The sequence below is a fragment of the Planotetraspora thailandica genome (assembly GCF_016863335.1).
Classification (GTDB): domain Bacteria; phylum Actinomycetota; class Actinomycetes; order Streptosporangiales; family Streptosporangiaceae; genus Planotetraspora; species Planotetraspora thailandica.
This window is the reverse complement of the sequence record NZ_BOOR01000062.1, coordinates 37,022-62,797: the sequence shown is the minus strand read 5'-3', so window position 1 is coordinate 62,797 and position 25,776 is coordinate 37,022. Positions and strand designations below refer to the sequence as shown.

Annotated in this window: 26 protein-coding genes and 1 pseudogene; 9 read left to right on the top strand and 18 right to left on the bottom strand. The window is 70.7% G+C overall.

Going from position 1 to position 25,776, the window contains the following annotated elements; translation table 11 throughout:
• Positions 1-30: 30 nt before the first annotated feature.
• The 13 genes from alc to Pth03_RS33090 all read right to left on the bottom strand — a co-directional run bounded on the left by alc (position 31) and on the right by Pth03_RS33090 (position 13,454).
• A complete protein-coding gene (alc, locus tag Pth03_RS33150; RefSeq protein ID WP_203948402.1) occupies positions 31-1,173 on the bottom strand; it encodes an allantoicase in 1,143 nt (380 codons plus the stop codon).
• The gene (locus Pth03_RS33145; protein WP_203948401.1) at positions 1,170-1,913 is read right to left on the bottom strand and encodes an aspartate/glutamate racemase family protein; all 744 of its coding nucleotides are present in this window, start codon (positions 1,911-1,913) and stop codon (positions 1,170-1,172) included. Before Pth03_RS33145 ends, alc begins: the two co-directional genes overlap by 4 nt.
• A complete protein-coding gene (gene allB, locus Pth03_RS33140; RefSeq protein WP_203948400.1) occupies positions 1,910-3,256 on the bottom strand; it encodes an allantoinase AllB in 1,347 nt (448 codons plus the stop codon). The genes Pth03_RS33145 and allB overlap by 4 nt, the downstream gene beginning before the upstream one ends.
• Positions 3,257-3,267: 11 nt before the next feature.
• Positions 3,268-3,870 (bottom strand): LOG family protein, encoded by a 603-nt coding sequence (locus Pth03_RS33135; protein WP_203948399.1) that lies wholly within the window; start codon positions 3,868-3,870, stop codon positions 3,268-3,270.
• Complete coding sequence (locus Pth03_RS33130) at positions 3,845-4,804, bottom strand: metallophosphoesterase family protein (protein WP_203948398.1); 960 nt, start codon at positions 4,802-4,804, stop codon at positions 3,845-3,847. Before Pth03_RS33130 ends, Pth03_RS33135 begins: the two co-directional genes overlap by 26 nt.
• A complete protein-coding gene (locus Pth03_RS33125) occupies positions 4,791-5,567 on the bottom strand; it encodes a nucleotidyltransferase family protein (RefSeq protein ID WP_203948397.1) in 777 nt (258 codons plus the stop codon). Before Pth03_RS33125 ends, Pth03_RS33130 begins: the two co-directional genes overlap by 14 nt.
• Entirely contained in the window at positions 5,564-7,612 is a 2,049-nt protein-coding gene (locus Pth03_RS33120; RefSeq protein WP_203948396.1) for a PfkB family carbohydrate kinase, read from the bottom strand. Before Pth03_RS33120 ends, Pth03_RS33125 begins: the two co-directional genes overlap by 4 nt.
• A gap of 44 nt (positions 7,613-7,656) precedes the next feature.
• A complete protein-coding gene (locus tag Pth03_RS33115) occupies positions 7,657-9,336 on the bottom strand; it encodes an APC family permease (RefSeq protein ID WP_203948395.1) in 1,680 nt (559 codons plus the stop codon).
• A gap of 31 nt (positions 9,337-9,367) precedes the next feature.
• A complete protein-coding gene (locus Pth03_RS33110) occupies positions 9,368-10,252 on the bottom strand; it encodes a GntR family transcriptional regulator (RefSeq protein ID WP_203948394.1) in 885 nt (294 codons plus the stop codon).
• A 196-nt stretch (positions 10,253-10,448) separates the two neighbouring features.
• On the bottom strand, positions 10,449-11,057 hold the full coding sequence (locus Pth03_RS33105; RefSeq protein WP_203948393.1) for a DedA family protein: 609 nt from the start codon (positions 11,055-11,057) through the stop codon (positions 10,449-10,451).
• Positions 11,058-11,209: 152 nt separating this feature from the next.
• Positions 11,210-11,644, bottom strand: coding sequence for an ACT domain-containing protein (locus Pth03_RS33100; protein WP_203948392.1), 435 nt, complete (start codon positions 11,642-11,644; stop codon positions 11,210-11,212).
• A 47-nt stretch (positions 11,645-11,691) separates the two neighbouring features.
• Entirely contained in the window at positions 11,692-12,504 is an 813-nt protein-coding gene (locus Pth03_RS33095) for an ABC transporter permease (RefSeq protein WP_203948391.1), read from the bottom strand.
• A complete protein-coding gene (locus tag Pth03_RS33090) occupies positions 12,501-13,454 on the bottom strand; it encodes an ATP-binding cassette domain-containing protein (protein ID WP_203948390.1) in 954 nt (317 codons plus the stop codon). The genes Pth03_RS33095 and Pth03_RS33090 overlap by 4 nt, the downstream gene beginning before the upstream one ends.
• A 73-nt stretch (positions 13,455-13,527) precedes the next feature.
• On the opposite strand from Pth03_RS33090, the gene Pth03_RS33085 reads away from it, so the two are divergent.
• Together Pth03_RS33085 and Pth03_RS33080 are read left to right on the top strand one after the other, a co-directional pair.
• The gene (locus Pth03_RS33085; protein WP_203948389.1) at positions 13,528-14,343 is read left to right on the top strand and encodes a TetR/AcrR family transcriptional regulator; all 816 of its coding nucleotides are present in this window, start codon (positions 13,528-13,530) and stop codon (positions 14,341-14,343) included.
• 34 nt (positions 14,344-14,377) lie between these two features.
• Positions 14,378-15,112, top strand: a complete 735-nt coding sequence (locus Pth03_RS33080; protein WP_203948388.1) for a DUF1275 family protein — start codon at positions 14,378-14,380, stop codon at positions 15,110-15,112.
• Positions 15,113-15,131: 19 nt separating this feature from the next.
• Here Pth03_RS33080 and argG read toward each other — a convergent pair whose 3' ends face one another.
• Entirely contained in the window at positions 15,132-16,580 is a 1,449-nt protein-coding gene (argG, locus tag Pth03_RS33075; RefSeq protein ID WP_203948387.1) for an argininosuccinate synthase, read from the bottom strand.
• Positions 16,581-16,620: 40 nt separating this feature from the next.
• Positions 16,621-17,832 carry an FAD-dependent oxidoreductase gene (locus Pth03_RS33070; RefSeq protein WP_203948386.1) on the bottom strand — a complete coding sequence of 404 codons (1,212 nt, stop codon included), beginning with the start codon at positions 17,830-17,832 and terminating at the stop codon, positions 16,621-16,623.
• Positions 17,833-17,917: 85 nt separating this feature from the next.
• Here Pth03_RS33070 and Pth03_RS33065 point away from each other — a divergent pair, with 85 nt between their 5' ends.
• Entirely contained in the window at positions 17,918-18,397 is a 480-nt protein-coding gene (locus Pth03_RS33065) for a MarR family winged helix-turn-helix transcriptional regulator (protein ID WP_203948385.1), read from the top strand.
• Here Pth03_RS33065 and Pth03_RS33060 read toward each other — a convergent pair.
• Positions 18,392-18,625 carry a hypothetical protein gene (locus tag Pth03_RS33060; RefSeq protein WP_203948384.1) on the bottom strand — a complete coding sequence of 78 codons (234 nt, stop codon included), beginning with the start codon at positions 18,623-18,625 and terminating at the stop codon, positions 18,392-18,394. The two genes, Pth03_RS33065 and Pth03_RS33060, sit on opposite strands and share 6 nt — an antisense overlap.
• Before the next feature lie 156 nt (positions 18,626-18,781).
• Between Pth03_RS33060 and Pth03_RS33055 the strand changes: the two genes are divergently transcribed.
• From Pth03_RS33055 to Pth03_RS33045, 3 genes are read left to right on the top strand one after another with little or no spacing between them, the layout of a single operon-like run.
• Complete coding sequence (locus Pth03_RS33055) at positions 18,782-19,942, top strand: sensor histidine kinase (protein WP_203948383.1); 1,161 nt, start codon at positions 18,782-18,784, stop codon at positions 19,940-19,942.
• Positions 19,926-20,624, top strand: coding sequence for a response regulator transcription factor (locus Pth03_RS33050; protein ID WP_203948419.1), 699 nt, complete (start codon positions 19,926-19,928; stop codon positions 20,622-20,624). Before Pth03_RS33055 ends, Pth03_RS33050 begins: the two co-directional genes overlap by 17 nt.
• A 14-nt stretch (positions 20,625-20,638) precedes the next feature.
• Complete coding sequence (locus Pth03_RS33045) at positions 20,639-21,508, top strand: GNAT family N-acetyltransferase (protein ID WP_203948382.1); 870 nt, start codon at positions 20,639-20,641, stop codon at positions 21,506-21,508.
• Here Pth03_RS33045 and Pth03_RS33040 read toward each other — a convergent pair.
• Positions 21,495-22,595 carry a winged helix DNA-binding domain-containing protein gene (locus Pth03_RS33040; RefSeq protein WP_203948381.1) on the bottom strand — a complete coding sequence of 367 codons (1,101 nt, stop codon included), beginning with the start codon at positions 22,593-22,595 and terminating at the stop codon, positions 21,495-21,497. The genes Pth03_RS33045 and Pth03_RS33040 overlap by 14 nt on opposite strands.
• 78 nt (positions 22,596-22,673) lie before the next feature.
• Here Pth03_RS33040 and Pth03_RS33035 point away from each other — a divergent pair.
• The 3 genes and pseudogenes from Pth03_RS33035 to Pth03_RS33025 all read left to right on the top strand — a co-directional run.
• A pseudogene (locus Pth03_RS33035) lies at positions 22,674-23,127 on the top strand (helix-turn-helix transcriptional regulator); the annotation flags it as partial.
• A 779-nt stretch (positions 23,128-23,906) separates the two neighbouring features.
• Positions 23,907-24,653 carry an SDR family oxidoreductase gene (locus tag Pth03_RS33030; protein ID WP_203948380.1) on the top strand — a complete coding sequence of 249 codons (747 nt, stop codon included), beginning with the start codon at positions 23,907-23,909 and terminating at the stop codon, positions 24,651-24,653.
• Between the two features lie 34 nt (positions 24,654-24,687).
• The gene (locus Pth03_RS33025) at positions 24,688-24,900 is read left to right on the top strand and encodes a hypothetical protein (RefSeq protein WP_203948379.1); all 213 of its coding nucleotides are present in this window, start codon (positions 24,688-24,690) and stop codon (positions 24,898-24,900) included.
• 397 nt (positions 24,901-25,297) lie between these two features.
• Here the strand turns inward: Pth03_RS33025 and Pth03_RS33020 are convergent, their stop codons facing one another.
• A complete protein-coding gene (locus Pth03_RS33020; RefSeq protein ID WP_203948378.1) occupies positions 25,298-25,522 on the bottom strand; it encodes a hypothetical protein in 225 nt (74 codons plus the stop codon).
• Positions 25,523-25,776 lie beyond the last annotated feature (254 nt).

Below are 25,776 nucleotides of genomic sequence, written 5' to 3'. Positions count from 1 at the left end.
GTCCATTCTGGCCGGTGATCGATCGAAACGTCATGGGCGGCCGTCGATCCATGGGGTGAGGATCGCCGTCGCCGGTCCGGCGGGTACGTCGATCAGGGGGCGGGCGGCGAGGACGGCGGAGGCGTCGCCGGGGGTCAGGCCGGCGGCGGTGAGGCAGGCGGCGGCCTGGTCGTCGGGCAGGGTGTTGAACCAGCGCAGGCCGGCGTGGCGGCGCGCGGCGGGGTCGACGGAGCCGATGAGGCGCGCGCGGGAGATGCCGCCGTCGGGGTAGGCGTCGATGCGGACGGCCGAGACGAGGTCGCCGGGGGCGGGCAGGGTGAACAGGTGCCGGGTGTCGGGTTGCAGGGCGGTGCGGGGCAGCAGGGGCAGCCAGGAGGCGTCGGCGGCGCGGCCGTGGAGTTCGATTTCGGCGGAGGCGTTGTATTTGAAGTGGGTGGTGTCGATCTCGATCTGGCGCAGGCGTCCGGCGGCGGCCAGGGTGATGACGGCGTGGTCGTGGCCGGAGTCGCGGCGGCGGCTGGTCTCCCAGCCTTCGCCCATGGTGCGGGCGCGGTCGGGCCGGTTGAGCAGTTCGGCTGAGGTGTAGAAGCTGTCGCTGCTTTCTGTGACGAGTCCGCCGTGTTCCTGGCTCGCGAGGTCGATGGTGAGACCGTCCCAGTGGCGGGGGTCGGGGATGACGTGGCCGTGGACGCGGAGCCTGGCGATGCCGCCGTCGGGGTGGATGGACAGGCGGACGTGGGTGTAGCGATGGGAGTCGGCGACGGTGAAGTGGTTGTGGCTGTCGCCTTTGAGCGGGCCGGCGGGCACGATCTCGGTCCAGCCGGCGGCGGCGAGTTCTTGGGGGCCGGGGTATCCCTCCAGGCCGCAGGCCTCGAGGCGGCAGGTGGGCGGGTAGTTGCCGGTGAAGAAGCTGGTGTCGACGTCGACGTGGGTGATGAGGCCGGGCGCGCCGAGCCGGATGATCGCCCAGTCGTGGCCGGGTTCGCCGCGCCGCCTGCGGGTCTCCCAGCCGTCCACGATCTCGCCGCGGTGGTCGTAGCGGCCGGGGGTGAAGTCGGCTGGGGTGGGGACGAGGAGGTTCTCCTTCAAGCCGAAGGATTCGTCGCTGGCGGCGACCACGCCGCCGCCGAGCCAGCGGGATGCCAGGTCGATGTGCGGGATTCCGCTGGTCATCGGGTCTCCAGGTCGAGGTGGCGCGACAGCGGCCAGGCGGTGATGGTCTTCGGTTCTGGCGGGGCGTAGGTGCAGACCTTGCTGGTGCGCAGCCCGAGCCCGACGAGTGCTTCGGCGAGGCGCACTCCCGCGGCGACGCCGTCGACGACGGGCACGCCGAGCCGGGTGGTGATGGCCTCGTCGAGGCCGGCCATTCCGCCGCAGCCGAGGCAGATGACCTCGGCGTGGTCGGACCGTACGGCGATCTCGGCTTCGGCGACGATGGCCTCCATGGCGCCGGCGGGGTCGTCGTCGACCTCGGAGGTGGACAGGCCGCAGGCGCGGACGGAGGCGCAGCGGTCGGCCAGGCCGGCGAGGCGCAGGCGGTCTTCGATGGCGCCGACGGAGCGTTGGAGGGTGGTGACGACCGAGTAGGTGCGGCCGATCATCTGGGCGACGTGGGCGGAGCTTTCCGCGATGTCGAGCACGGGGACGTCGACGATTTCCTGTACGCCTTCCCTGCCGTGTTCACCGAAGCCGGCCATGACCACGGCGTCGTACGGCTCGGCCACCGACAGGACGCGGTCCATGACGGCGACGGCCGACAGGTAGCTCTCCATGGCGGAGTCGATGGCGTCGGCTCCGTAGGCGGGCTGGACGGCGATGATCCGGGTGCCGGGGGAGGCGGCGCGGGCGGCGGTCTGCTCGATGGTGCGGGTCATCGAGGCGGAGGTGTTGGGGTTGACGACGAGGATGTTCATGGGGCGGGCTCCGGGTGCTTCGCCGTACGGGTGAGCAGGCGTCCTGCGGGGCGTGCGGGGTCGACGCCGTGTCCGCGGGTCCAGGTGCGGCGGACCACGCCGTGGAGGCGGTGGCCGGCGTAAGGGGTGAGGGGCTGGCGGTGGTGCAGGTGCCCGGGGTCGACGGTCCAGGTTTCTTCGGGGGCGAAGGCGCACAGGTCGGCGTCGTATCCGGGGGCGATCCTGCCCTTGCCTGTGAGGCCGGCGAGGCGTGCCGGTTGTTCGCTCATCCAGTGGGCGATCTGGGCGAGGGTGTGGCCGCGGGTGCGGGCATGGGTCCACACGGCGGGCAGGGCGAGCTGGAGGGAGGAGATGCCACCCCAGGCGGCGCCGAAGTCGCCGGTGTCGCGGTGTTTGAGCTCGGCGGCGCAGGGCGAGTGGTCGGAGACGATCATGTCGATGGTGCCGTCGGCGAGGGCGGCCCAGAGCAGGTCGCGGTTGGCGGAGTCTCTGATGGGCGGGCAGCAGGCGAATTCGGTGGCGCCGTCGGGGATCTGCTCGGCGGTGAGGGTGAGGTAGTGGGGGCAGGTTTCGGCGGTGACGCGCACGCCGTCGCGGCGGGCGGCGGCGATGTGCGGGAGGGCGCCCGCGCTGGACAGGTGCACGATGTGGGCGCGTGCGCCGGTCTGCCGGGCGGCGTCGAGCACGGCGGCGACGGCGGTGTCCTCGACGCGCGGGGGGCGTGAGCCGAGGAAGGCGGCGTAGCTGCGCCCGCGTGGGGCTGGGCCGGCCGCCAGTTCGGCGTCGCTTTCCGCATGGACGAGCAGCGTCGCGTCGAGGTCACGGAGGGCGCGCATGGCGGTGACGAGCTCGGCCGGGGACAGCGGGGGCAGGTCGGGGGCGCCGGCGTCGGCGAGGAAACATTTGAATCCGGTGACGCCGGCGGCGTGCAGCGCGGCCAGTTCGGCGGTGTTGGCGGGGGTGACGCCGGCCCAGAAGGCGACGTCGATGTGGCAGCGGCCGTGCGCCGCGGCGCGTTTGGCCTGGAGCGCGGGGACGTCGACGGTGGCGGGCACGCTGTCGACCGGCATGTCGACGAGCGTGGTGACACCGCCCGCGGCGGCGGCCAGCGTCGCGGAGGCGAATCCCTCCCAGTCGGCGTGGCCGGGTTCGTTGACGTGCACGTGGGTGTCGACCAGGCCGGGCAGCAGCACGACGTCGGGGCCGAGATGGACGACCTCGGCGGCGGCGACCGGCGTGCCGTACGGTTCGACCGCGGTGATGACGCCGGCGTGGACGGTGACGGTGGCGGGCGTGTCGCGGCCGTCGACGACGGCTCGTTCGGCATGTACGGCCAGGTCCATCGGGGCCGTGATCATCCTCGTGGCGCGGGGGTGACGGCGGGGCCGGAGGCGAGGGCCTGGTCGATCAGGGTGACGGCCTGGGTGACGTCGGCGGCGACCGGGGCGAGGGCGAGGTCGTCGGGGCCGATGACAAGCCCGGTCGCGAACGCCTGGCGGAGGGCGTGCCATCGGGGGCCGAGCAGGACGAGCCGGGCGGCGCCGGGTTCGGTCTGGAGTGCCGACCAGACGACGGCGGCTTCTGCGAGGGTGCCGACGCCGCCGGGGAGGGCGACGACGGCGTCCGCATGAAGCAGGTGGCGCAGCCGCTCGGCGTAGTCGGCCGACCAGCGCAGTTCGGTGCACCACGGGCTGGGGGTGAGGGCGGTCCAGGCGCGCATGGGCAGCCCGATGACGTGGCCGCCGGCTCCATGGGCGCCGCGGGCCGCGGCGCCCATGAGCCCGCCGTAGCCGCCGGTCATGACCTGCCGGCCGCCTTCGGCGAGGGCGGCGCCGAGGGCGCAGGCCTCGTGCCAGGCCGGGTCGGGCGCCTCGATGCGGGCCGAGCCGATGACGGCGACCGTGCTGGTGACCGTGCTGGTGATGGGGGCGTCAGCCGGCGACGAGCTGGTAACCACGGACGCCCTTCTTGGTGGACAGGGTGATGAGGGCGCCGCGAAGCACGCCTTCCGAGTATTCGCTGCCGGGGTTGATGGAGCGTGAGCGGCCGATGGAGGCTTCGCCGCGTGACTCGTGGATGTGGCCGTGCAGGCCGAGCAGCGGCTGGTAGGTCGCCATGGCGTCGCGGACGGCCTGGGAGCCGACTCCGGTGATGACGGGGCTGCCCGACTTGAGGACGGGGCGGAACTCCTCGTCGAGGGCCATGGCCTGGTCGATCGGGGTGTCCTTGGGCGGCACGTGCAGGTTGAAGATCGCCTTGCCTGTGTCGGGGACCTTGGCGGCTTCTCGCACGATGCGCTCGGCGAGCTGGTCTTCGGGCAGCTCGCGCGGGGAGGCCCAGGGGGTGGGGTTGGAGTAGCCGACGGAGATCATCGTGAATCCGCCGGGCAGGTCGACGAGTTGTCCCTCGGGGTTGATCAGCATGGTGGACGAGCGGAGCACGTCGTCGACGAAGAACGGGTCGTCGTTGCCGGGGGCGAGCAGGCACATGATTCCGGTGCCTTCGAGGCGATCCTCCGCGAGGGCCATCCAGGCGGTGAGGGTGGCGTGCATGCGCTTGCGGAAGGTCTCCTCGACCAGTTCGGGCCGCTCGCGGAACTCGGCGATCTCGTCGGGGGTGGTGTCGTAGGCGTAGAACCCGGCGTCGGCGATGAGCTTGCGCAGGGCGGGGAGTTGCTCGACGTCGACCTCGCGGTCGCGGCCGAAGACGTGCGAGCGGTAGCGGCCGCCGGCGGTCTCCACGATGGGGACGAGCATCTTGCCGGTGATGTCGCCGCCCATGATGAGCACGTCGGCGCCGTAGAACTTGCCCGCGTTGACGAACTTGCGGAAGCAGCGGTCGGAGCCGTGGATGTCGGTGGCGAAGAAGATCTTGATGTCACGTGTGCGCATCGATGGGCCCTCCGATCTCGTCGGGGAGGTCGTACCAGGTCATGCGGCGGCCCACGGTGTTGCGGGCCTTCCATTTGAGCGATTTGGGGGCGGAGCGCAGCGCTGCGTCGAGCTCGCGGACGCGGCCGGCGACGGCGGCCGCGTCCTCGGGCCCGAGCAGTTCGCCGGCGAGGGCGGGCAGGCGGGCGAGGTTGTCGGTGAAGGTGGTGAACCAACCCCAGTCGGCGCTGGTCACATCGACGAGCCGGTCGAGGCTGAGGCGGTCGTCGGCGTCGCGGCCGCCGAGCTCGTGGGTGAGCAGGATCGTCAGCGCGTCGGTCAGGTCCTTGCGGTTGACCTCCACGACCTGGAGCTTGGTGAGGAGCAGGTCGGCGGGGCAGAGCGTTTCCGCGTGCAGCGAGAGCCGTCCGGACAGGTCCATGCTGTGGCACATCTGGAAGCCGCCGACGAAGACGTCGAGTTTGCGGCCGTTCGGCTCGTCGGTGAACAACATGCGCCGGTCGCCGCGCATGTTGTTGAAGCGCACGTTGGGGGTGTAGCCGAGCTCGGTCATCGCCTGGCGGAACGGCTTGGCCTGTTTGGGGTGGATGACCAGGTCGATGTCGCCGTAGGCGCGGCGCAGCGTGTCGGGCACGTCGCGGTGGCGGTGGCGGGCGATGGCGAGCCCGCCGATGAGGCGCACGGTGATGCCGCGTGCGGCGAAGGCGGACAGGAGCCGGGCCGCCTCGGCTTCGATGTCGGCGAGTGGTGCGGGTGTGGTCATGCCGGTTCTCCGATCACGATGCGGTGAATCGTGTCGTAATGTTCAGTTTTGGCCGCTTTGCTGGGGAAGTTGTAGCTCTTCTTGCCGAGCACTTCCGCCAGATGGAAGCCGATCAGGCTGAGCGGCAGCGCCGCGAGCAGGGGGGAGAACTCCTCGGGCAGGCCCGCGGCGAGCGGCAGATGCAGGGCGGGCCCCTCCGGGACGACGTCGCTGACCACGATCGGCAGGGCGCCGATGAAGTCGAGCTCGCTGAGGATCTCCGCGGCCCGGTCGGCGGAGGCGCCCGACGGGGCGACCATCACCACGGGAGTGCCGGCCGAGCTGACGAAGTACTCTTCGTGGGCCCACTCCTCGATGTTGGTGCTCACCCCCACGATCTGCGGGCCCTCGAACAGCTTGGCCGCGCCGAACTTCGCCGACGACTCGTTGGGGCCGCCGCCGAGGAAGGTGATCCAGCCGTGCCCGGCGAGCGAGCGCGCCGCCTTGTCGGCGGGGCCGGCGTTGGCGCGCAGGGTCTGCGCGGCGAGTGCCGGCGCGGCCGCGAGCGCCGCGCGGGCCTGCGTGGTGTCGTTCCCCCGTGCGTCGCCCCAGCGCAGGGCCAGGTCGCCGAGCGTGGCGACCATGCCGAGGTAGGTGCTGGTGCCGGGGGAGAAGCCGAGCGTGGGCACGCCGATGGGCAGCACCAGTTCGGCGGCCTCTGCCAGCGCCCCCGTCTCGTTGTTGGTCAGGGCGATGGACAGGTGGCCGAACCGGCGGGCCTGCGCCGCCGCCTCGGTGGTCCTGCCGACCTTGCCGGAGAACGAGACGCACACGACGGCGCTGTGTTCGGGCAGGTAACGCACCTGGTAACGGGCGAAGTCCAGGGCGTGCACGGCGCGGGCGGCGATGCCGGTGTGTTTCTGGAACGCCAGGGCCATGGCGATCCCGGCGAAGTAGGAGTCGCCGCAGCCGACCAGGAACAGGTGCTCGATGCCGCGCTCGGTCAGCACCTGGGCGATGCGCTCGGTGTGCCCGCCCGGGTCGGCGAGGCGCTGCGCGATCACGTCGGGGATCATGTCGATCTCGCGGCGCATCACGTCGATGTCGTACGGCAGGTCCCCCCCGGCCGTGCCCGCCGTGGTTATGTTTCCCGTCGCTTCGTCGAACCGGCGTCGGGCGGCGCCGGGGTCGAGGTCGGCCAGCGCGAGCGACCCGTAGTCCTCGACAGCCCACGCGGCGGTGGCCACGCCCCGCCGTACGGCGTCGGCGAGCGGCATGCCCGCGCCGAGGGCGGCGGCCAGGGCCCCGCAGAAGGTGTCGCCGGCGCCGGTGGTGTCGACGGCCGCCGACGGGCGGGCGGGCACGTGCTCGTGCACGCCGGGCGCGTCGACGAGCGCGCCGTCCTCGCCGAGCTTGACCACGACCGCGGGTACGCCCGCCTCGCGCAGGGCGGCGGCGGCCTTGGCGGGGTCGTCGTACCCGGCCAGGGCGGCGAGTTCCTCCCGGCTGGGGACGAACACGTCGACCCGGGCGGCCAGGGCGGCGACGGCCTCGGGCTCGCCCGCCCAGTCCTCGTGGGTGTCCAGCGTGATCAGCGCGCCGGGGGCCTGGGCCCTGACGTGCTCGACGAGTTCGGCCGCCGCGGGGAGCGGCATCGCGGCGACGTGCACCACCGGGTCGCCGTCCGCCCAGCCCGGGGGCAGGTCGCCGGGGCGGACCGCCACCTCCCGCGAACGCTCCCGGGGCGTGCGGTAGATCCAGTGCCGCCGGCCGTCGTCCTCGTAGATCACCCAGTTGCGCACGGTCGGGCCGTCGACGGTCCGCACGCCCGCGGTGCCGACGCCGAGCCTGGTCAAGGTGGCGAGGATGCCGTCCGGCAGGTCGTCGCCACGCCGGGTGACGACGGCGACCTCCGGGTTCCACAGCCGGGCGGCCAGCGCCGCGTAGACGACGTTGCCGCCCGGGCTGCCCATGCGCACCGTGCCGTCGGGCCGTACGACGTCGTCGATGGTCAGATTGCCGATGACGAGCACTGGCCGCGGGCCCGCGGCAGCGGTGGGACGCATCAGGGATGACTCCTTTCACGGGTGGGGTGAGACGGGAGCGCGGTTCACTCCGGCGGGATCTCCCGGTAGACGAGGCTGAGGTCGACGCCGCGGCGGCTGTTGACGAGGCGGGCGCCGGCGTACCAGACGATGCCGAGCACGACCACGCCGACCATGAACCACAGGGACAACGCGCGGGTGACGGCGAAGGTCGCGTTGATCGTGTCGTCGGCGACAAACAGGACCATCAGGGCGCCGAGGGCGATGACGCCGCCGGCTCCGGCCAGGGCGACGGCGGGCAGGCCGAGCACGCGCTTGCCGCCGGCCGACTCCCAGACGTTGCGCAGCCGGTAGGGGAAGACGACGCCGGCCAGCGCCACGACGATGAAGGCCAGGATCTGCGCGAGCAGGGCGCCGAGCAGGCTGGCGTCCGACCAGTTGACCAGCGCGATCAGAGCGATCTCACCGGTGACGACGCACAGGGCGATGGCCTTGACGGGAGTGTGGAAGCGCTCGCTGACCTCGCCGAGCTGCTGCGGCACGGTGCGGTCCAGCGACCAGGCGAGCATGTAGCGGGTGGACTGCATCATCGACAGCGGGGTGCCCATGACGGCCCAGATGACGAAGCCGATGCCGATCAGCAGCAGCAGGACGACGTTGTGGGTCAGCAGCGCGGCCAGGAAGTTGAACCCGGGAGGAAGCCCGGCGGGCAGGCCGAGCTTGTCGGGGGCGGCGCCGGCGAGGTAGCCGAGGCTGCCCAGCCACTTGGGGCTGACGTGCGCGGTCAGCACGATCGTGAGCAGGGCGAGCACGAGGCCGTTGATGAGGACGCCGCCGACCATGGCGCGGTACTGCGTCTTGGAGGCGCGCTTGATCTCGCCGCCGATCTGCGCAGAGCCCTGGGCGTAGCCGACGACGAAGAAGACCCAGGGGAGCATGAGCAGGGTGTCGGTGAAGCTGAAGGAGGCGCCGTTGCCGGTGTAGCCGGCCTGCTCGGCGGCCGGGATGATCTGGTCGTAGGTCAGGCCGTGGTTCCTGGCGGCGAAGTCGTCCCAGCCAGAAGAGATGTGGCCGCCGCTGAACAGCAGCAGGACGAAGGAGATCAGCAGGCTGAGCCCGGCGATGGCGAACAGCACCTTCTGCCACCGCCAGTAGCGCTGGCCGCCTAGAACGATGAGCACGCCGAACCCGACGGTGATGAGGGTGCCGAGGCCGAGGACCCACCACTGGGTGGTGATGCCGAGCAGATCGTGCTTGGCGAGCAGGCCGTTGCTCATGTCGAGCCAGACCTGCTGGCCGGTGACCGACGAGAGGGTGGCGAGCGCGGCGGGCACGGCGAAGGTCAGCGCGAAGTAGGCGTTGAAGCCGATCCAGAAGAAGATCATCCACAGCCCCTGGCTCCAGGACAGGAGGAAGCCGAGGATGGGGTGGAGGGTCCGGCTGACGAAGACGTAGTCGCCGCCCGAGCGGGGCATGGCCGCAGAGAACTCGGCGTAGACGCGCAGCAGCGTGAAGGCCATGAGCAGGGTGCCGATGACGACCGACAGCAGCATGCTGCCGCCGGAGAAGGCCGTCTGTGCCTGCAGGAAGAGGTAGACGCCGCCGACCGCGACGTTCATTCCGAAGGTGTTCATCACGAAGGCGTCGAAGAACGACACCTCACGGATCAGCCCGGTGGCGTTCCGGATGAAGACGCCTGCCTGCCCGTCTGATGACGACGCTGGGAGTTGACTCGGTATGGCCACGGCGAGGGCCCCTCTCTGTCGAGCGGTGGTGCTATGGAGCCGCGGAGCCGGGCGGAAGCGAGGCCGCCCGGGTTCCGCGTGCCGTCGGGGGTGTCTCAGGTCTCGGATTGGACGTCGTGGGCGCGGGCCGCAGCCCGACACCGTGCTCGGGGTGGCTTTCGATCTCGAATCTGAACCGGTCGGCCTGGTAGAGGACCTGGGAGAACTCCACGGCCGTGCCGTGCTGGTCGCGGGTGACCGACTCGACGCGCAGCAGCGCCTCGCCGACGGGCACCTGGAGGTGGCCGGCGTGCTCGGGGAGAGCCCGGACGACCTCGATGATGTTGCGGGCCGAGGTCATGACCGTGCCGTGCCGTTCGCGGAGCAGGTCGTACAGCGAGCCGCGCAGGTCGGCCTCGGCCAGGCCGGGGAACAGGGCGGCCGGCAGTGTCGCCGACAGGAGCACCACCGGCTCGTCCGCCAGGAACGCCACTCTGCGCAGGCGGAAGACCTCGGCGCCGGCCGGGATGCCCAGGGCGGTGGCGAGTTGCTCGGAGGCAGGGAGGGTCTCGGCGGACAACACGCGCATCTCGGTGGGCAGGCCGGTGGCGCTGAGCGTGGCGGTGAAGCTGGACAGCAGCTGGATGTCGGCGCCGACCTTGACCTCGCGGACGTAGGTGCCCCGGCCGCGGGTCCTGGTCAGGTAGCCGTCCTTGGTGAGCGCCAGGATGGCCTGCCGTACGGGGGCGAGGCTGACGCCCAGGCGTGCCGCGTACTCCTTCTCCTGCACCAGCTTCTGGCCGGGTGCCAGGCGTCCGGAGACGATCATGTCCAGCAGCAGCCGGTAGATCTGCTCGTGGTAGGGGAGCGGCGACGCGCGGTCGATCTCCACGGGCAGCTCAGCGGATGGGGAGTCCGTTGACTCGGTCGGCCTCATACCCGGACGCTAAAGATTATAAGTTTCTAATCTATTACTGAGGGGTTGCGTTTCCGTCCCGACCTGATGCGCCCCTCACTTTGCGCGTGATCATGCAGAAGTTCGGGGATACGCCGCCCGACCTGCGCAGACCCCGATCGTGATCATGCAGAAGTTCGGCCGTGCACCCCCCGACCAGGGCGGACTCCGATCGTGATCATGCAATGGGCGCGTGCTCGACCGGCTCCTCCGGCTGAGCTGTACGGCGGGACAGGCGCCGGCGCACGACGCTGGAACCGGCGATCAGCACGAGCGCCACCACGGCCACCAGATACACGTCGCCGAAGTCCGCCGCGAGGAAGCCGGCGATCGTGTAGGTGGACACCCAGGCGGCGCCGCCCAGCACGACCCAGAAGATGTACCGCCGGTACGGCATGCCGAACGTGCCTGCCAGCACCGGCGTCAGGGAGTCCATCACCGGCAGGAAATACGACAACGCGAGGGCCGGTCCGCTGCGGCGGAGCACGGCGGTGGCCTGCTCCCACCGGTGTTCGCCCACGCGCGCGCCGAGCCGCCCGTGGCGCAGGCGCGAGCCGTACCGGGATCCGAGCAGGTGGCCGGCCGACGCGCCGGCGAGGCAACCGGCCAGGCCGGAGGCGAGCACCACCGCCGCCTCGGCCGGCGTGTCCGCGGTGGTGCCCGCCAGGACGATGAGCGGGTCGGCCGGGATGACCAGCCCGATCAGCATCATGCCGTCCAGCAGGAGAAGGGCGAACAGGGCCGCGCACACGAAGGGAAGGCTCTGGTCCCGCAGGATGTCCAACACGAGATCAAGCCTCATCGAGGCCGGATTCCGCGGCATCGGGCTCGACCCTGAGCCGACCCTGATTCCCCGGGCCCGTGGAGCGGCCACAAGGAGGAGAGGCCTCTACCGCAGACGAAGGACCGCGCGTAGTCATGACGCCCTCAGGCGGGGAGTTACTCGGGCTGGTCCCAGATGCTGGGCGGCACGGGGTCGGGGCGCTCGGGCGGCCATTCCAGCGCGGAGGCCGCGGCGTCCAGGTCGTCGGTGGCGATCACCAGCCGCACGCCGCCGAACGTGGTGTAGGCGAGGTCGATGTTGACGTTGGCCTCGGCCAGCTCCCTGGCCAGCTCGCCGAGCGTGCCGGGGCGGTCCTCGATGTCGACGACCATGACCTCGCGCACCTCGGCCACGCCCATTCCGGCGGCCTCGAGGGCCTGGCGGCATCGGGGCGCCGCATCGTCGTCGATCAGCAGGTGAACGACGCCTTTGCCCTCGCCCGTGAGCGCCATCAGGCCGAGCACGTTCACGCCGGACTCCCCGGTGACCTCGCCGAGCCGGGCCAGCTCACCGGGTTGGTCGTTGAGGATCACCTCAATGTCCGTCGACATGGCGCTTCAATTCTCCCATAACGCCATATTTCTGGCGCATTGGAGTCTCAGCGGTCGAGCCGCCAATACCGCCGTACGGCCAGCGGGAAGAAGACCGCGGTCAGGGCGAGCGGCCAGACCAGCGCCATGAGCACGGCGTGCCGGGCGATCCACGAGTCTCCGCCGCCCGGGTTTCCGAACAGCTCGCGCGTCGCGGCGACCGTCGAGGACAGGGGGTTCCATTCGGCGACGGCAGCCAGCCAGGCCGGCATGGTGTCGGTCCACACCAGGGCGCTGGACAGGAACGCCACCGGCCACACCAGGATCTGCACGGCCATCACCGCCTGGGGGTCCCGCACGGTCAGGCCCATGTAGATCCCGATCCATACGAACGCGAAGCGCAGCAGCAACAGCAGCCCGACGGCGAGGACGGCGGCGCCCAGCCCGTCGTGCCAGCGCCAGCCGACGGCGAGGCCGCACACGATCAGTACGGCCAGGCTGAGGGCCGCGTCGACCATGTCGGCCGCGCACCGGCCGGTCACGACCGCCGAACGGGCCATGGGCATGGATCGGAACCTGTCGGTGACGCCCCGCGTGACGTCCGCGGCGACGGCGACGAAGGTCGCCTCGATGCCGAAGAGCATGGTCATGGCGAACATGCCGGGCATCAGGAACTCCCGGTAGTCGCCCCCGCCTGGTACGGCCATGCCTCCGCCGAAGACGTAGCCGAACATCAGCACGATCATGACGGGGAACAGCAGGCCGACGGCCACCCGCACCGGCTGCCTGGCCCAGTGGGTCAGCAGGCGCCGGGTCATGGTCGCCCCGTCGGCGAGCGCCCAATGCAGCCGGGAAGCCGGGCTCGGGGGAACAGGGGTCATGCCGCCGTCTCCTCTCGGGTGGTGCCGGTCAGGTGGAGGAAGACCTCGTCGAGGGTGGGCCTGCGCAGGGTGACGTCCTCGGCGGTCAGGCCCGCGGCCTCCAGGGCCCGGACGATCTCGGCCAGGGCGCCCGCCCTGTCGCGCACGGGCACGCTCACCCGTTGCGCCTCCCGGTCGATCTCGGGCGGGGCGGCGCCCACGTGGTCCAGGACGGCCGCGGCGGCCTGCACCTGGTCCGCGTCCCGCAGCACGACGTCCACGCGGTCGTCTCCGAGCGCCGACTTGAGCTCGTCGGGAGTTCCCTCGGCCACCGCCCTGCCCGCGTCGACGACGACGACCTTGGAGGCCAGCCGGTCGGCCTCCTCCAGGTACTGCGTGGTCAGCAGCACGGTGCAGCCCGTGGCGACGAGTCCGCGGACGGCGTCCCAGACTTCGCCTCGCCCGCGCGGGTCCAGGCCGGTGGTCGGCTCGTCCAGGAACAGGACCGCGGGGGAGAGGATCATCCCGGCCGCGAGGTCCAGGCGGCGGCGCATGCCCCCGGAGTAGTCCTTGACGGGTTTGCCGCCCGCGTCTTCCAGGCCGAACCGGGCCAGCAACTCCTCGGCCCTTCGCCGGGCGGCCGCCCGGCCGAGGTGATGGAGCCGGCCGAACATCACGAGGTTCTCCCGCCCGCTGAGGACCTCGTCGACCGCGGTGTGCTGCCCGATGAGGCCGATGCGATGCCTGACCTGCTCGGCCTGCCGTACGACGTCGAGGCCGGCCACCTGGGCGCGGCCGCCGTCCGGCCGCAGCAGGGTGGCGAGGATCCGCACGGCCGTCGTCTTGCCCGCGCCGTTGGGACCGAGCAGCCCGCATACCGACCCCTCCGGCACCGCGAGGTCGAACCCGTCGAGGGCCGCGGTGCCGCGAAACCGCTTGCGCAGGCCTTCGGCGTTCACTGCGAACGTCATTCCACTCTCCCTGGCTCCGTACGCTGTACCGTACAGCATACGGTACAGTCGTTGGCGATAGACTGCGCGAACCATGACGGAATTCACCGGCCGCGGGGATCCGGCCCGGAGCCTGGCTCTCCTTTGGCGTACGGGGGAGCGGGCAAGCCGGAAGGGCAAGCCCGACCTCAGCGTCGACCGCATCGTGCGGGCCGCGATCGAGGTCGCCGACGCCGAGGGCATTACCGCCCTGTCCATGCGTAAAGTCGCCGACCAGCTTGGCGTCGGCACGATGTCGCTGTACACCTACGTGCCCGGCAAGGCCGAGCTGGTCGACGTCATGGTCGACACCGTGTGCGGCGAGATGCCCATGCCGGCAGACGGGCCTCCAGACGGGCCTGAAGAGGTGCCCGGCGGCTGGCGGGAACGGCTGGAACGTATCGCCCGTGACAATCTGGAGCTCCTGCGGCGGCATCCGTGGATGTTGCAGGTCTCCACCAGCCGCCCGCCCCTGGGCCCCAACCTGGTCGCCAAGTACGACTACGAGCTGCGCGCCGTCGACGGCATCGGCTTGGACGAGGTCGAGATGGACTCGGTGATCACGCTGATCAACGGGTACGTCGCCGGGGCGGCCCGGGGCGCGGTCGAGGCCGCCCAGGCCGAGACCCACACCGGCATGACCGACGAGCAGTGGTGGTTCGCGCACGCGCCGTTCCTGGCGAGGGTGTTCGACCCCGGCCGTTATCCGGTCGCCAGCCGGGTGGGCCAGGCCGCCGGGGAGGCGCACAACGCCGCATACGCCCCCGGGCACGCCTTCGAGTTCGGCCTCCAGCGGGTGCTCGACGGCATCGCGGCCTTCATCGAGTCCCGCGCGGTGGCGTCACCCCCCTCCGGGGATGCTGGACAGTAGGGCGCTCGACGGGCGCTTCTCGGGGGGAGGCGCGATGGGGGCAGTGGCAGCCGCGGCCAAGCGAGCGGGACCGGCGCCGCCGGGGCCGCTCGCCCTCGCGACGGCGCTGACGCTGGCGACGGGCGCCACCAACGCGATCAGCTTCTTCGGCCTCGGCGGGGTCTTCACCAGCGTCATGACCGGCAACCTCGTGCTGCTCGGCCTGTCCATCGGGCGCTACGACCTTCCGCTGGCCGCCAACGCGGCGGGCGCCATCATCGGCTTCATCGTCGGCGTGCTGGGCGGAAGCCGGGTCATCGGGCGGGCCGGGCCCAGCCACCCGCGATGGGGCACCCGGGTCGCCCTCGTCCTCGGCGCCGAACTGGTGTTGTTCGCCTGGATGCTCGGTGACTGGGCGGTGTTGTCGGGGCCTCCCACGGGAACCATGCGTTTCGCACACGGGGCCCTCGCCGCCCTGGCCATGGGCGCCCAAAGCGCTGTGATCAGGACGTTCGGCATTCCCGGCCTGTCGACCACCTTCTTCACCGGCACGCTCACCGGCGTCGTCGCCGGCCTGGTCATCCAGCACAAGATGCAGTGGGACAACATCCTGCTGCTGGCGTCGGTCGTCGCGGGCGCCGCGGCCGGAGGCTGGATGGTCGTCCACGCCACACCGGCCGCGCCCGCCATTCCCACCGCTCTGCTGGTGGTCACACTCGCGGGCCTGCACCCCCTCGCCGTACGGCCGGGCCGTACGGAGGTCCATGCGCCGCGATCGGCCCGGGGGTGACGGGTCACCCCCGGCAGGCTCAGTCGGTGCCGGACTCCATCGCGGCCTGATCGAGCAGCGCGTCGTCGCCGGGAACCTCTCCGCGGGAGGCGATCGCCTCGGCCCCGCCCGCCGGCATCGCGCCGATCAGCCCGGTCGAGGCCGCCTGAGCGGCGCCGATCAGCGCCGGGTGCGAGCTGCCGACCATGCCGAGGCTGGCGTACTGCTCGAGCTTGGAGCGGGAGTCGGCGATGTCGAGGTTGCGCATGGTCAGCTGGCCGATGCGGTCGACCGGCCCGAAAGCGGAGTCCTCGGTCCGTTCCATCGAGAGCTTGTCCGGGTGGTAGCTGAACGCCGGCCCGGACGTGTCCAGGATCGAGTAGTCCTCACCGCGCCGCAGCCGCAGGGTCACCTCGCCGGTGACCGCCGTCCCAACCCACCGCTGCAGCGACTCGCGCAGCATCAGCGCCTGCGGGTCCAGCCAGCGGCCTTCGTACAGCAGCCGGCCCAGCCGCCGTCCCTCGTTGTGGTAGGCGGCGAGGGTGTCCTCGTTGTGGATGGCGTTGACCAGCCGCTCGTACGCCGCGTGCAGCAGCGCCATCCCCGGGGCCTCGTAGATGCCCCGGCTCTTGGCCTCGATGATCCGGTTCTCGATCTGGTCGGACATGCCCATGCCGTGCCGTCCGCCGATGGCGTTGGCCTCCAGTACGAGGTCGACGGCGGTGGCGAACTCCTTGCCGTTGATCGTCACCGGTCGTCCCTGGTCGAAGCCGATCGTGACGTCCTCGGGGGCGATCTCGACGGAGGGGTCCCAGAACCGCACGCCCATGATCGGTTCGACGATCTCGATGCCCGTGTCGAGGTGCTCGAGCGACTTGGCCTCGTGGGTCGCGCCCCAGATGTTCGCGTCGGTGGAGTAGGCCTTCTCAGTGCTGTCCCGGTAGGGCAGATCGTGGGCGAGCAGCCACTCGGACATCTCCTTGCGGCCGCCCAGCTCGGTCACGAAGTCGGCGTCCAGCCACGGCTTGTAGATCCGCAGGGAGGGGTTGGCGAGCAGGCCGTACCGGTAGAACCGCTCGATGTCGTTGCCCTTGAAGGTGGAGCCGTCTCCCCAGATCTGCACGCCGTCCTGGAGCATGGCGCGCACCAGCAGGGTGCCCGTGACGGCCCGGCCGAGCGGGGTGGTGTTGAAGTAGGCGCGGCCGCCGGAGCGGATGTGGAACGCCCCGCAGGCCAGGGCCGCGAGCCCCTCCTCCACGAGGGCCTCCCGGCAGTCCACCAGGCGGGCGACCTCCGCGCCGTAGGCCGTGGCGCGCCCGGGCACCGAGGCGATGTCGGGCTCGTCGTACTGGCCGATTTCCGCGGTGTAGGTGCAGGGCACCGCACCCTTCTCGCGCATCCACGCGACCGCTACCGACGTGTCGAGGCCGCCGGAGAAGGCGATTCCGACACGTTCGCCGACAGGCAGGGAGGTGAGCACCTTGGACATGAGTAGAAGTATATACACACCAATGCATGGCCATGCAACGTCATGCGCGGCCCGGACCGGGCGGGGCCTTCGCCCCGAACGACGGCATGAACGGGCTGCCGAGGGAGGCGGCCACCGCCTGGAAACCGTGCCGCAGCATCTCCGTCTCATAGCCCGCGACGGTGTCGAACAGGGGCACGCCTGCCGTCGCCACGCGGATGAGGGTCTCGCGCAGGAGCGCGGCATGGCGGAGGGCCGTGTTGGCCCCCTCGCCCCGGCCCGGGGACATGCTGTGGATCGCGTCGCCGAGGAGCGTCACGCGGGTCGTGGGCCAGGGCTCCACAGGCCGCGCCGAGCGCAGGCCGACGGGGAAGGTGGCCGCGATCTCGGCCTCCGCGACGATCCGGCGGGCCAGCGGATGGAAACCGGCGATCGCCTCGCTCGCCATCCGGTGCAGGGCGGCGCCGTCGGCCTGCCGGAGCTCCTGGGGTGACAGTCGCGGTGTGGCCGACCAGCTCATGCCGTCCGCGCCGGAGACCATCCAGGCGAAATATCCGGGTATGTCGGTCAACTGGCTGCCAGGGGCGTATCGGGAGACGGCCTCAGGGACTGCTTCCCTGGCGCGGCAGGTCACCACCGACATCGCCGTGCCGCCCGGGGAGATCAGCCGGTTGAAGGAGTCGACCAGGACCTCGGGCACCCAGTCGAGCATGCCGGGGGCGATGGGCGTCCTGCCGTAGATGAAGTCGCCGATGTCGTCGACCTGGGCCGCGGGCAGCAGTTGCCGGCGGACCGCCGAGCCCGTGCCGTCCGCCCCGACGAGCAGGTCGCCCACGGCGTGGGTGCCGTCGGCGAAATGGACGCGGACCCGGCCGTCGCCGGTGTGGTCGTACCGTACGAACGTCTTGCCGAAGTGGCAGTCGAGGCCGGCGAGGAGGATCTCGCGCAGCGTCAGCCTGTTCACCCCGAACCAGGTGTCGTGGGGGAGGGGCGGGATGGGCTTTTCGAACTTGGGGTTGAGCAGGTGGTCGAGGAAGGCCATCCGGGTCGCGGGCATGATGGCCGTCGCGACGCAGAGCCGGAAGAGCTCCTCGGGCAGGCAGGCTCTGAGGGCGGCGGTGCCCTCCTCCTTGAGGGAGATGCGCCAGCCCTGTCCGCGGAACCGAGCGGAGGCGTCGCGTTCGTAGACCGCCGCACTGATTCCCGACCTCATCAGGCCCTGGGCCAGGCACAGGCCGCCGACGCCGCCGCCGCCGATGATGAGCACGTGCACGCGGGGGATCCTCTCGTTCGGGGGAGGTCCACCGTACCCAAATAGCTGTCGCGACAGCAACAGTCGTGCCAGCTAGCCTGACCCGATGGAGAACCTCGAGAACCCCGGCCATGGCATGTCCGCCGTCCCCTTCGCCCTCGTGCTCGGGAGCGGCTCCCTGCTCAATCAGGTCGGGCGCGAGTTGCGCACCGCAGTCGAGACCCTGCTTGCGCCTTTCGACGTCACGTCGCAGCAGGCCGCGCTGCTGCTCCACGCCGCGCGGCAGGAGGCGAGCCCGAACCAGCTCGCCCCGCAACTGGGCACCGACACGGCGGGCATGACGCGCCTGCTCGACAGGCTTGAGGACAAGGGGCTCGTACGGCGGCGCAGACATCCGGACGACCGGCGGTCGGTCGTCATCGAGGTGACCGCGGCCGGGAAGGCGATCGTCCCCCGGCTGGCGCCCGTCTTCGGAAAGGCCACCGCGCAGTTGCTGGCCGGGTTCTCCGAAGCGGAGGTGCGCGAACTCACCGGAATGCTCCAGCGCATGCTCGGAAACCTCAGGGGGGCCGCGACCGGGTCATGACCGCTCCGGCAGGCGTTCGGCGGCGACGATCACGACTGCTCCGGCGGCGGCCAGCAGGAGGTTGGCGAGCAGCGCGTGCCCGGCCAGCAGGTCCACCCGAGGCACGACGACCCGGTTGAAGAAGTTCAGCAGGACGCCGAAGAACGGCTGGACGGCGAGGTGGTCGACGGCCCCGCTGACCCCCTGGAGGATCAGGACGACGCCCAGGATCTGAACGGCCTTTCGCATGGCCCGAACGTAGGCAGCCGTCGTCGCGCCCGCGATCGGCCATGAGGACCCGCCTGAGCCGTACGGATCGTCCTTTCGTCGCGAAGGCTCCGTCGAAAGTAGCGTTCGCCTTTTCGCCCGGGATTGCGGCTGTGACGCTCGTTAGTCTCGAAATCAATGGACATCACCGCGAAACGACGCAGCCGCCGTGACTGGATCGTGGACACCTGCCTGTTCCTTTCCGCGGCGGGTCTGGCGTTGCTGACGTCCGGCGAACGCCTGCTGATCACGATGCCGCAGCCCGCGTGGCTGTTCGGCCTCGACCACATCATCGCGGCACTCGGGTGCGCCTCGTTGTGGGTGCGCCGCCGATGGCCGGTCGAGCTCGCCCTGGTGCTGATCGCGCTGTCGACGTTCTCCGAGTTCGTCGCCGGTGCGATGCTGATGGCGCTGTTCACGGTCGCGGTGCACCGGCCGCCGCGGGTCTCGCTGCTCGTGTTCGCGCTGAGCCTCGTCGCCGGCGTCGTGTTCGTCATCGTGCGGCCGGAGCCGGGCGTGCCCGCGCTGTTCATGTGGTTGTTCGGCACGACCATTCAGAGTGCGGTCACAGGATGGGGGCTGTTCATCCGGCACCGGCGTGAGCTGGTGTTGTCGTTGCGCGACCGGGCCGCGCGCGCCGAGGTCGAGGCCCACCTGCGCGCCGAGCAGGCCCAGCTGCGTACGCGGGAGGCCATCGCCCGGGAGATGCACGACGTGCTGGGCCACCGGCTGTCGCTGCTGAGCGTGCACGCGGGCGCGCTGCAATACCGTCCCGACGCCCCCGCCGAGGACATCGCCCGGGCGGCCAAGGTGATCAGGGAGAGCGCCCACCAGGCGTTGCAGGACCTGCGCGAGGTCATCGGCGTTTTGCGCGCCCCGGTCGGCGAGCTGCCGCAACCGACATTCGCCGACGTGCAGCAGCTCGTCGCCGAGTCCGGCCAGGCCGGAATGCGGGTGGACCTGCACGACGAGACCGGCGGGGCCGTCCCCGACGGCGTCGGCCGCACGACGTATCGCATCGTGCAGGAGGCGCTCACCAACGCTCGCAGGCACGCCGCCGGGGCCGACGTGCTGGTCAGCGTCACCGGTTCGCCTGCTGAGGGGCTGACCGTCGAGGTCGCCAACGGCGAGCGCGACGCCCCGCCCGGCCACGACGGCACGCGGCCGGGTCAGGGGCTGGCCGGCCTCGCCGAGCGGGTCGCACTGGCCGGCGGGCGGCTGGACCACGGCCCGACCGCCTCGGGTGGCTGGCGCCTGACGGCGTGGTTACCCTGGCCCCATGATGACCACGCCGAGTGATCCGGCTCCCGTCGGCGTGCTCATCGCCGACGACGACCCGCTCGTACGCGCCGGGCTCACGATGATGCTGGGCGGGGACCCCGGCATCCAGGTGGTCGCTGAGGCGGGCGACGGCGCCCAGGTGCTGCCGCTGGTCGACCGGCACGCCCCCGACGTCGTGCTGATGGACATCAAGATGCCCGTCATGGACGGCCTGGCCGCGACCGAGGCGCTGCGCGCCCGGCCCCACCCGCCGGAGATCATCGTCCTGACCACCTTCGACGCCGACGAGCACGTGCTGCGCGCGTTGCGGGCGGGCGCCGCCGGATTCCTCCTCAAGGACACCCCGCCCGGCGAGATCGTGGCCGCCGTCCGCCAGGTCGCCATGGGCCTTCCCGTGTTGTCCCCGGCGGTGACCCGGCGTCTCATCGCGCGGGTCGCCGACTCCGGGCAGGACCGGCGCCGGGCCCGCGCCGCCGAGCGGATCCGCCTGCTCAACGACCGGGAACGCGAGGTCGCGGTGGCGGTTGGCGAGGGCCGGTCCAACGCCCAGATCGGCGCCGCGCTCTACCTCAGCGTCCCCACGGTGAAGACACACGTGTCGAGCATCCTCACCAAGCTCGGCTACAACAACCGGGTCCAGATCGCGCTGCTCGTCCATGACGCGGGGTTGGTCGACGACCAGGACGAACGCGAGGGTTGATAGCGTGCGGGGTCGTGTCAGATGGCGATTTGAGAGACCTCCCCATCCGCCGGCTCGGCGTCGACGACCTGCCCGGCTGCCTCCTGCTCGCGGAAGACCGCGGCTGGAGCCGTGAAGAGCACAAGTGGCGGGTCATCTTCGGCACCGGCGTGGTCTACGGGGTCGACGACCCCGATGGCGGCCTGGCGGCCACGGTCGCGGCGACCTCGTACGGCGGGGCCGTCACCGCGATCGGGATGATGCTCGTCGCCCGCAGGCACGAGCGCCGCGGCCTCGGCGCCCGGCTCATGAGGCATGCCATGGACCACGCCGGCACGGAGGGGACCTGGCTGACCGCCACCGAGTTCGGCCGCCCGCTCTACGAGCGTCTGGGTTTCCGCGCGATCGGCCGTCTCAGCTCGTATCAGGGGACGTTGAAGGCCCTGCCGGGCGACCCGTCGCGGCCGGTGTCGCGTCCGATGGACGCCTCGGACCTGCCGGCCGTGATCGCCTTGGACGCCGAGGTCTTCGGGGTGCCGCGCGCCGGCCTGGTCACCCTGCTGTCCTCCTTCAGCACGTCGATGCGTGTCGTCGAGGGTCCGTCCGGCATCACGGCGTACGGCGCGACGTGGCAGACCCGGGGCGCCGTCGGCGAGCCGCTCACGGTCGTCGGCCCGCTCGTCGCCGGAGACGGCGAGACGGCCGTCGCCCTCCTGGCCGACTTGGCCGCCGGGGTCGAGGGCGCTGTGCGCATCGACGTGGAGCACCGGTGGGCCGGACTGGTCGGCTGGGTCGAGGAGCACGGGCTCGGCACCGCCTTCTCGACGACCGTAATGATCCACGGTGCGGACCTGCCCGGCGACCGGGACCGGTTGTTCCTCCCCTTCTCGATCACGCACGGCTGAACTCGACGCGGTGCGCCTTCGCCTTCGGGGCGGCGAAGGCGGCCAGGGCCGCGCCCTCCTCGGCGAGCGCGTCCCTGTCGGCCGCCGGGAGCGGCGCGAACGGGCGGACCAGCAGCGTCGCCGTCTCATCCTGCACGGCGAGCGTCCACGTCGCCGCCGTGAAGCCGTCCACGAGCACGAGCCGGGGCACCGGCCCGTGGGGGGCGAACTTCTGCTGCCGGAAGGCGTCGGTCACGACCCTCGACCGGTCGGCGTGGGAGAGCAGCAGGTTGTCGAAGTCGTACAGGAAGCGCACCGGAGCAGGTGTGTCCGGGTCGGGCCGGGGCGCCTGCGGCAGGTCGAACAGCTCGGCCCCGTTCTCGTCGCGAAAGCCGACCAGGCGAGGCCGCAGCCGTTCGACCACCTCGGCCAGCCGGGTCAGTCCCGACCACGTCTGCACGTCACGCACGGTGGCGGGGCCGAAGGCCGCCAGATAGCGCGTGACCATCTCCTCGACGGGGTAGTCGCCGCGGAGCGGCTCCCCGAGCCAGGCCTCGGCCGAGGTGTGCCGGGCCGCACCGGCGGCGCCCCAGACCCCGCGCGGCGGGACCTGGACCATCGGCACCGACGCGCGCACCGTCTGCGCGAGCGCCGCCGGGTCGTGGCCCGGCCACCGCTCGCCGAGCACCTTGCCGAGCTCGCTGAAGGTGCGGGGCTTCTCCTCCATGGCCGCTCTGCCGGCCGCGGCGAGCTCGCCGGGCTCGACACCCGCGACCCCCTTGCCGAAGACGGCCCTGGTGCTCCGCTCGATCACGGGCTGCATCAGGGGCCGCAGCGCGAGGGCGTCCCGCGCCGACACCAGGTGGATGGTCGAGCGCATGAGCGCCATCCGTACGGCACGGCGTTCGGTGAGCAGCGCGGACACTTCGGCGGGGTCGAACCCGGACAGCCGGGACCACAGGCCCGTGTACCACGTGTGGGGGGTCTGGGCCTGAAGGCCCACGAGGTGCTCGATCGCGTCGTGGGCGGACAGGGTGTGACGGCGCAGCAGGAGCTGGCGGTCGAGTGTGGCGCGGTTGAGGGCACGGCGTCCCATTACGGCGGGCATGCTCACCACGCTAGAAGGCAATCAGGAAGATCCGGTTCCTGATTGCGCGGCAGACTGAGCTCATGAACCTCGGCGCGGCTGCTGCGCCTGCTGTCCCTGCTGCAGAGCCCGCGTGACTGGACCGGGCCCGAGCTGGCCGAACGGTTGTCCGTGAGCACGCGCACGGTCCGCAACGACGTGGAACGGCTACGTGCCCTCGGTTATCCGGTGAACGCCACTCGCGGGCCGGTGGGCGGATACCGGCTGGGTGCGGGCACGACTCTGCCCCCGCTGCTTCTCGACGACGAGGAGGCGGTCGCGGTGGCGGTGGGGTTGCGCACCGCCACCGGCGGTTCCGTGCCTCGACTACCGCGACCACGCCGGTACGGAGAGCCTGCGGGTCGTCGAACCGTACCGGCTGGTCATCTGGGGCCGCCGGTGATATCTCGTCGCGTGGGACGTCGAGCGTGCGGACTGGCGCACCTTCCGGGTCGACCGGATCGTCCCCCGGACTCCCGCGGGACCCCGGTCCAGCCCCCGTGAGCTGCCCGAGGCCGCCCGCGCCCCCCTCCATCGTCCGTGCGCTCATCGCCGCACGCAGCACCCTTGTGCAGTCATCCACAACACTGGTCGGAATAGTCCACTTGTCAGTCCAGGAGCGGTAGGCCGCTCAAGCAAGTCGTGTCCTCAGCAGCCACACGGGAACGATGAACGGCACGATTCTTCGAGGTCAACCGCTGGGGACACCTTGCGTGGCTAGCTGACCAGACAACAGGACCAGAGGAGAAGTAATGGACGAAAACGTCCCAAACCGGGGTGTCCTCCCGCGCCTGGCACTGGTAGCGTCGACTGCTCAACCAACACGAACAGGAGACCCTGATGTCCGAGTAATATTCACTCCCCACTGAACCCGAAGGCATTGCCGCGTCGCTGCTTGAACGATTTGACTCCGGCAAGGTCAGCGCGATGGACAATAATCTTGGGACGGCGGTGCGACAGCCCGCCTGACACGTGTGCGCCACGGCAGCTCTCGGCGATGGACCCACTCTTCAGCGTGGCGTCGACGATCACCGCCACGTGCCTAACGCCGCATCGGAGGTCACCGCGATGCCCGCGGTCCTGGCGACCGCACGCGCAATCAGCCAAGCGTTCCAAGCCAGCACTGTGTCGCGAGGGCTTCGCTAATCACCGGCGCGGCTGTGTCGGATTGCCGCCCTCGTCACCAGACTCCTTCTCGCTGAACGGGAATCGATGCGGCCTTGTCATGTCCTGAGTGTCATTACGGTCTACAGCGATGACATTCACTGCAATAACTAATGAGGAGTGATCATCATGTCGGCACGTGCAGCTCTGATCACCGGTGGCACCAGCGGGATCGGGAAGGCGACCGCGGAGGTTCTGCATAGTCGTGGTTACTGGGTCGCGGTCACCGGACAACGTCCGGAAAGCGTCGCCCGGGCACGCGAGGAACTACCCGAGGACGTCCTGGTATTGCGTGCTGACGCGCGCTCGCTTGCTGACACTGACCGGGTGGTATCCGAAGTCAGAGCACGATTCGGGACTCTGACAACGCTGTTCCTGAACGCCGGCGTCAGCCGTCCCATGACGCTGGACGCCTGCGACGAAGCCACCTTCGACGACGTGTTCGCCGTCAACACCAAAGGACAGTTCTTCACTCTGGTAAAAACGCTCCCACTGCTGTCTGACGGCGCTTCGATCATTGTCACCGTGGGTATCGGAGCGACGCGCGCCCTGACCGGCAACAGTGTCACAGCCGGGTCACGAGGCGCACTGCTGACCATGATCCCAACGCTGGCCCTGGAGCTCGCCCCACGCCGCATCCGAGTCAACGCCGTCAGCCCGGGATTCACCGACACCCCCATGATGCGGACCACACCCGGCATGGGATCCGATGAGGTCGCCGCGATGCTGGCCGCTATGGCGGCAAAGAACCCGTTCGGTCGCGTCGGCAGGCCTGAGGACATCGCCGAGACCGTCGCGTTCCTGGCTTCGGATGGAGCCGCGTACATCACCGGGCAAGAGATCGTGGTGTCCGGTGGGGCCGGATTGGCCATCTGACCGAACTATCGGCAATCGACGGATACTTCTGTCCGTGCCCGGTGCCACGGACTTCGCAGTGACCAAACCGGGATTCGACAAAACCCGGCCAGCACATCAGGAGCTGGAGCCCGAGGGGCGAACCGTGACTGATCACACCGAGATCGCTGCCGAACTCGAGCGCGATATCAGCCTCGGCCTGCCGCTGGAAGCCAAGGCGCGCCATGTGTTCGTTGCCGGCGATATCGTCCAGATCGTGCTGGACTAGTCAATTGATGGAACAGGTCCCGACGGTAAGCACGTGCACCTCGAAGGCTCGGCCAGCGATCGCGCACCGCGCGCGAATGGACTCTGGCGGTACCTGATCGACAATAATCTTGGGACGGCGATGCGACAGCCCGCCTGACACGTGTGCGCCACGGCGACTCTCGGCGATGGACCCACTCTTCAGCGTGGCGTCGACGACCACCGCCACGTGGTGAAACTGCCCGTATCACCGAAGATTAGGTTTCCACGCTCAAGCCTCACGTGAACGGGCCGTCGGTTGGGTAATACCAATACGCTTCATGTGGTCGAAATTTTGGACCCTGTGCGCCCGAATTCTCCGAGAGACGACGGAATCCCATGTGGTGCTGGCGGCTCCGGCGGCTCGCGCACGCCCTGTCCTACACCGAGCCGGTCAAGAGCGTGACCCGGGGGCGGTCGGCGATCTGCGGTTCGAAGGAGAGCAGGCCCTTATAGATGCTGCCAAGTTGCTCCACGCCCAGTTCACGGTAGTTGACCGGGCGTCGGCCGACGGTCTGCCCCAAGGTCCTGGCCCGGGTCGGACGCAGCCAGGCCGCCATCGTCCAGGTCCTCGATGCCGACCAGGTCCCCGCCGGCACCGACATCCTCGAACGCTACGACACCGATCGTTCTACCTGTTCGAGGCAACCGGACAACGCAAAGGCTCCGGCTCCTGCTACACCGCCCGTCCGCTGGCCCACTTCGTCGTCGGGGAGACGGGCGGTGTAACTCAAGGATGGTGAGCCGACGAGGCGCCAAGTCGGCCAAGGGCGAATGACCCGTCGGGACTGCCTTCCTGACTGCCCCGGGTGAAGTCTCAGCGAGCCCGATCATTGTGGCTCCCAAGAGCGCCGAGTGC

What these genes read in the sequence shown, in the direction of transcription:
- alc (WP_203948402.1), bottom strand. Translation starts at nt 1,173, where the DNA reads ATGACCAGCGGAATCCCGCACATCGACCTGGCATCCCGCTGGCTCGGC.
- Pth03_RS33145 (WP_203948401.1), bottom strand. Translation starts at nt 1,913, where the DNA reads ATGAACATCCTCGTCGTCAACCCCAACACCTCCGCCTCGATGACCCGC.
- allB (WP_203948400.1), bottom strand. Translation starts at nt 3,256, where the DNA reads ATGGACCTGGCCGTACATGCCGAACGAGCCGTCGTCGACGGCCGCGAC.
- Pth03_RS33130 (WP_203948398.1), bottom strand. Translation starts at nt 4,804, where the DNA reads ATGCGCACACGTGACATCAAGATCTTCTTCGCCACCGACATCCACGGC.
- Pth03_RS33125 (WP_203948397.1), bottom strand. Translation starts at nt 5,567, where the DNA reads ATGACCACACCCGCACCACTCGCCGACATCGAAGCCGAGGCGGCCCGG.
- Pth03_RS33120 (WP_203948396.1), bottom strand. Translation starts at nt 7,612, where the DNA reads ATGCGTCCCACCGCTGCCGCGGGCCCGCGGCCAGTGCTCGTCATCGGC.
- Pth03_RS33110 (WP_203948394.1), bottom strand. Translation starts at nt 10,252, where the DNA reads ATGAGGCCGACCGAGTCAACGGACTCCCCATCCGCTGAGCTGCCCGTG.
- Pth03_RS33100 (WP_203948392.1), bottom strand. Translation starts at nt 11,644, where the DNA reads ATGTCGACGGACATTGAGGTGATCCTCAACGACCAACCCGGTGAGCTG.
- Pth03_RS33095 (WP_203948391.1), bottom strand. Translation starts at nt 12,504, where the DNA reads ATGACCCCTGTTCCCCCGAGCCCGGCTTCCCGGCTGCATTGGGCGCTC.
- Pth03_RS33090 (WP_203948390.1), bottom strand. Translation starts at nt 13,454, where the DNA reads ATGACGTTCGCAGTGAACGCCGAAGGCCTGCGCAAGCGGTTTCGCGGC.
- Pth03_RS33085 (WP_203948389.1), top strand. Translation starts at nt 13,528, where the DNA reads ATGACGGAATTCACCGGCCGCGGGGATCCGGCCCGGAGCCTGGCTCTC.
- Pth03_RS33080 (WP_203948388.1), top strand. Translation starts at nt 14,378, where the DNA reads ATGGGGGCAGTGGCAGCCGCGGCCAAGCGAGCGGGACCGGCGCCGCCG.
- argG (WP_203948387.1), bottom strand. Translation starts at nt 16,580, where the DNA reads ATGTCCAAGGTGCTCACCTCCCTGCCTGTCGGCGAACGTGTCGGAATC.
- Pth03_RS33065 (WP_203948385.1), top strand. Translation starts at nt 17,918, where the DNA reads ATGGAGAACCTCGAGAACCCCGGCCATGGCATGTCCGCCGTCCCCTTC.
- Pth03_RS33060 (WP_203948384.1), bottom strand. Translation starts at nt 18,625, where the DNA reads ATGCGAAAGGCCGTTCAGATCCTGGGCGTCGTCCTGATCCTCCAGGGG.
- Pth03_RS33055 (WP_203948383.1), top strand. Translation starts at nt 18,782, where the DNA reads ATGGACATCACCGCGAAACGACGCAGCCGCCGTGACTGGATCGTGGAC.
- Pth03_RS33050 (WP_203948419.1), top strand. Translation starts at nt 19,926, where the DNA reads ATGACCACGCCGAGTGATCCGGCTCCCGTCGGCGTGCTCATCGCCGAC.
- Pth03_RS33040 (WP_203948381.1), bottom strand. Translation starts at nt 22,595, where the DNA reads ATGCCCGCCGTAATGGGACGCCGTGCCCTCAACCGCGCCACACTCGAC.
- Pth03_RS33030 (WP_203948380.1), top strand. Translation starts at nt 23,907, where the DNA reads ATGTCGGCACGTGCAGCTCTGATCACCGGTGGCACCAGCGGGATCGGG.
- Pth03_RS33020 (WP_203948378.1), bottom strand. Translation starts at nt 25,522, where the DNA reads ATGTCGGTGCCGGCGGGGACCTGGTCGGCATCGAGGACCTGGACGATG.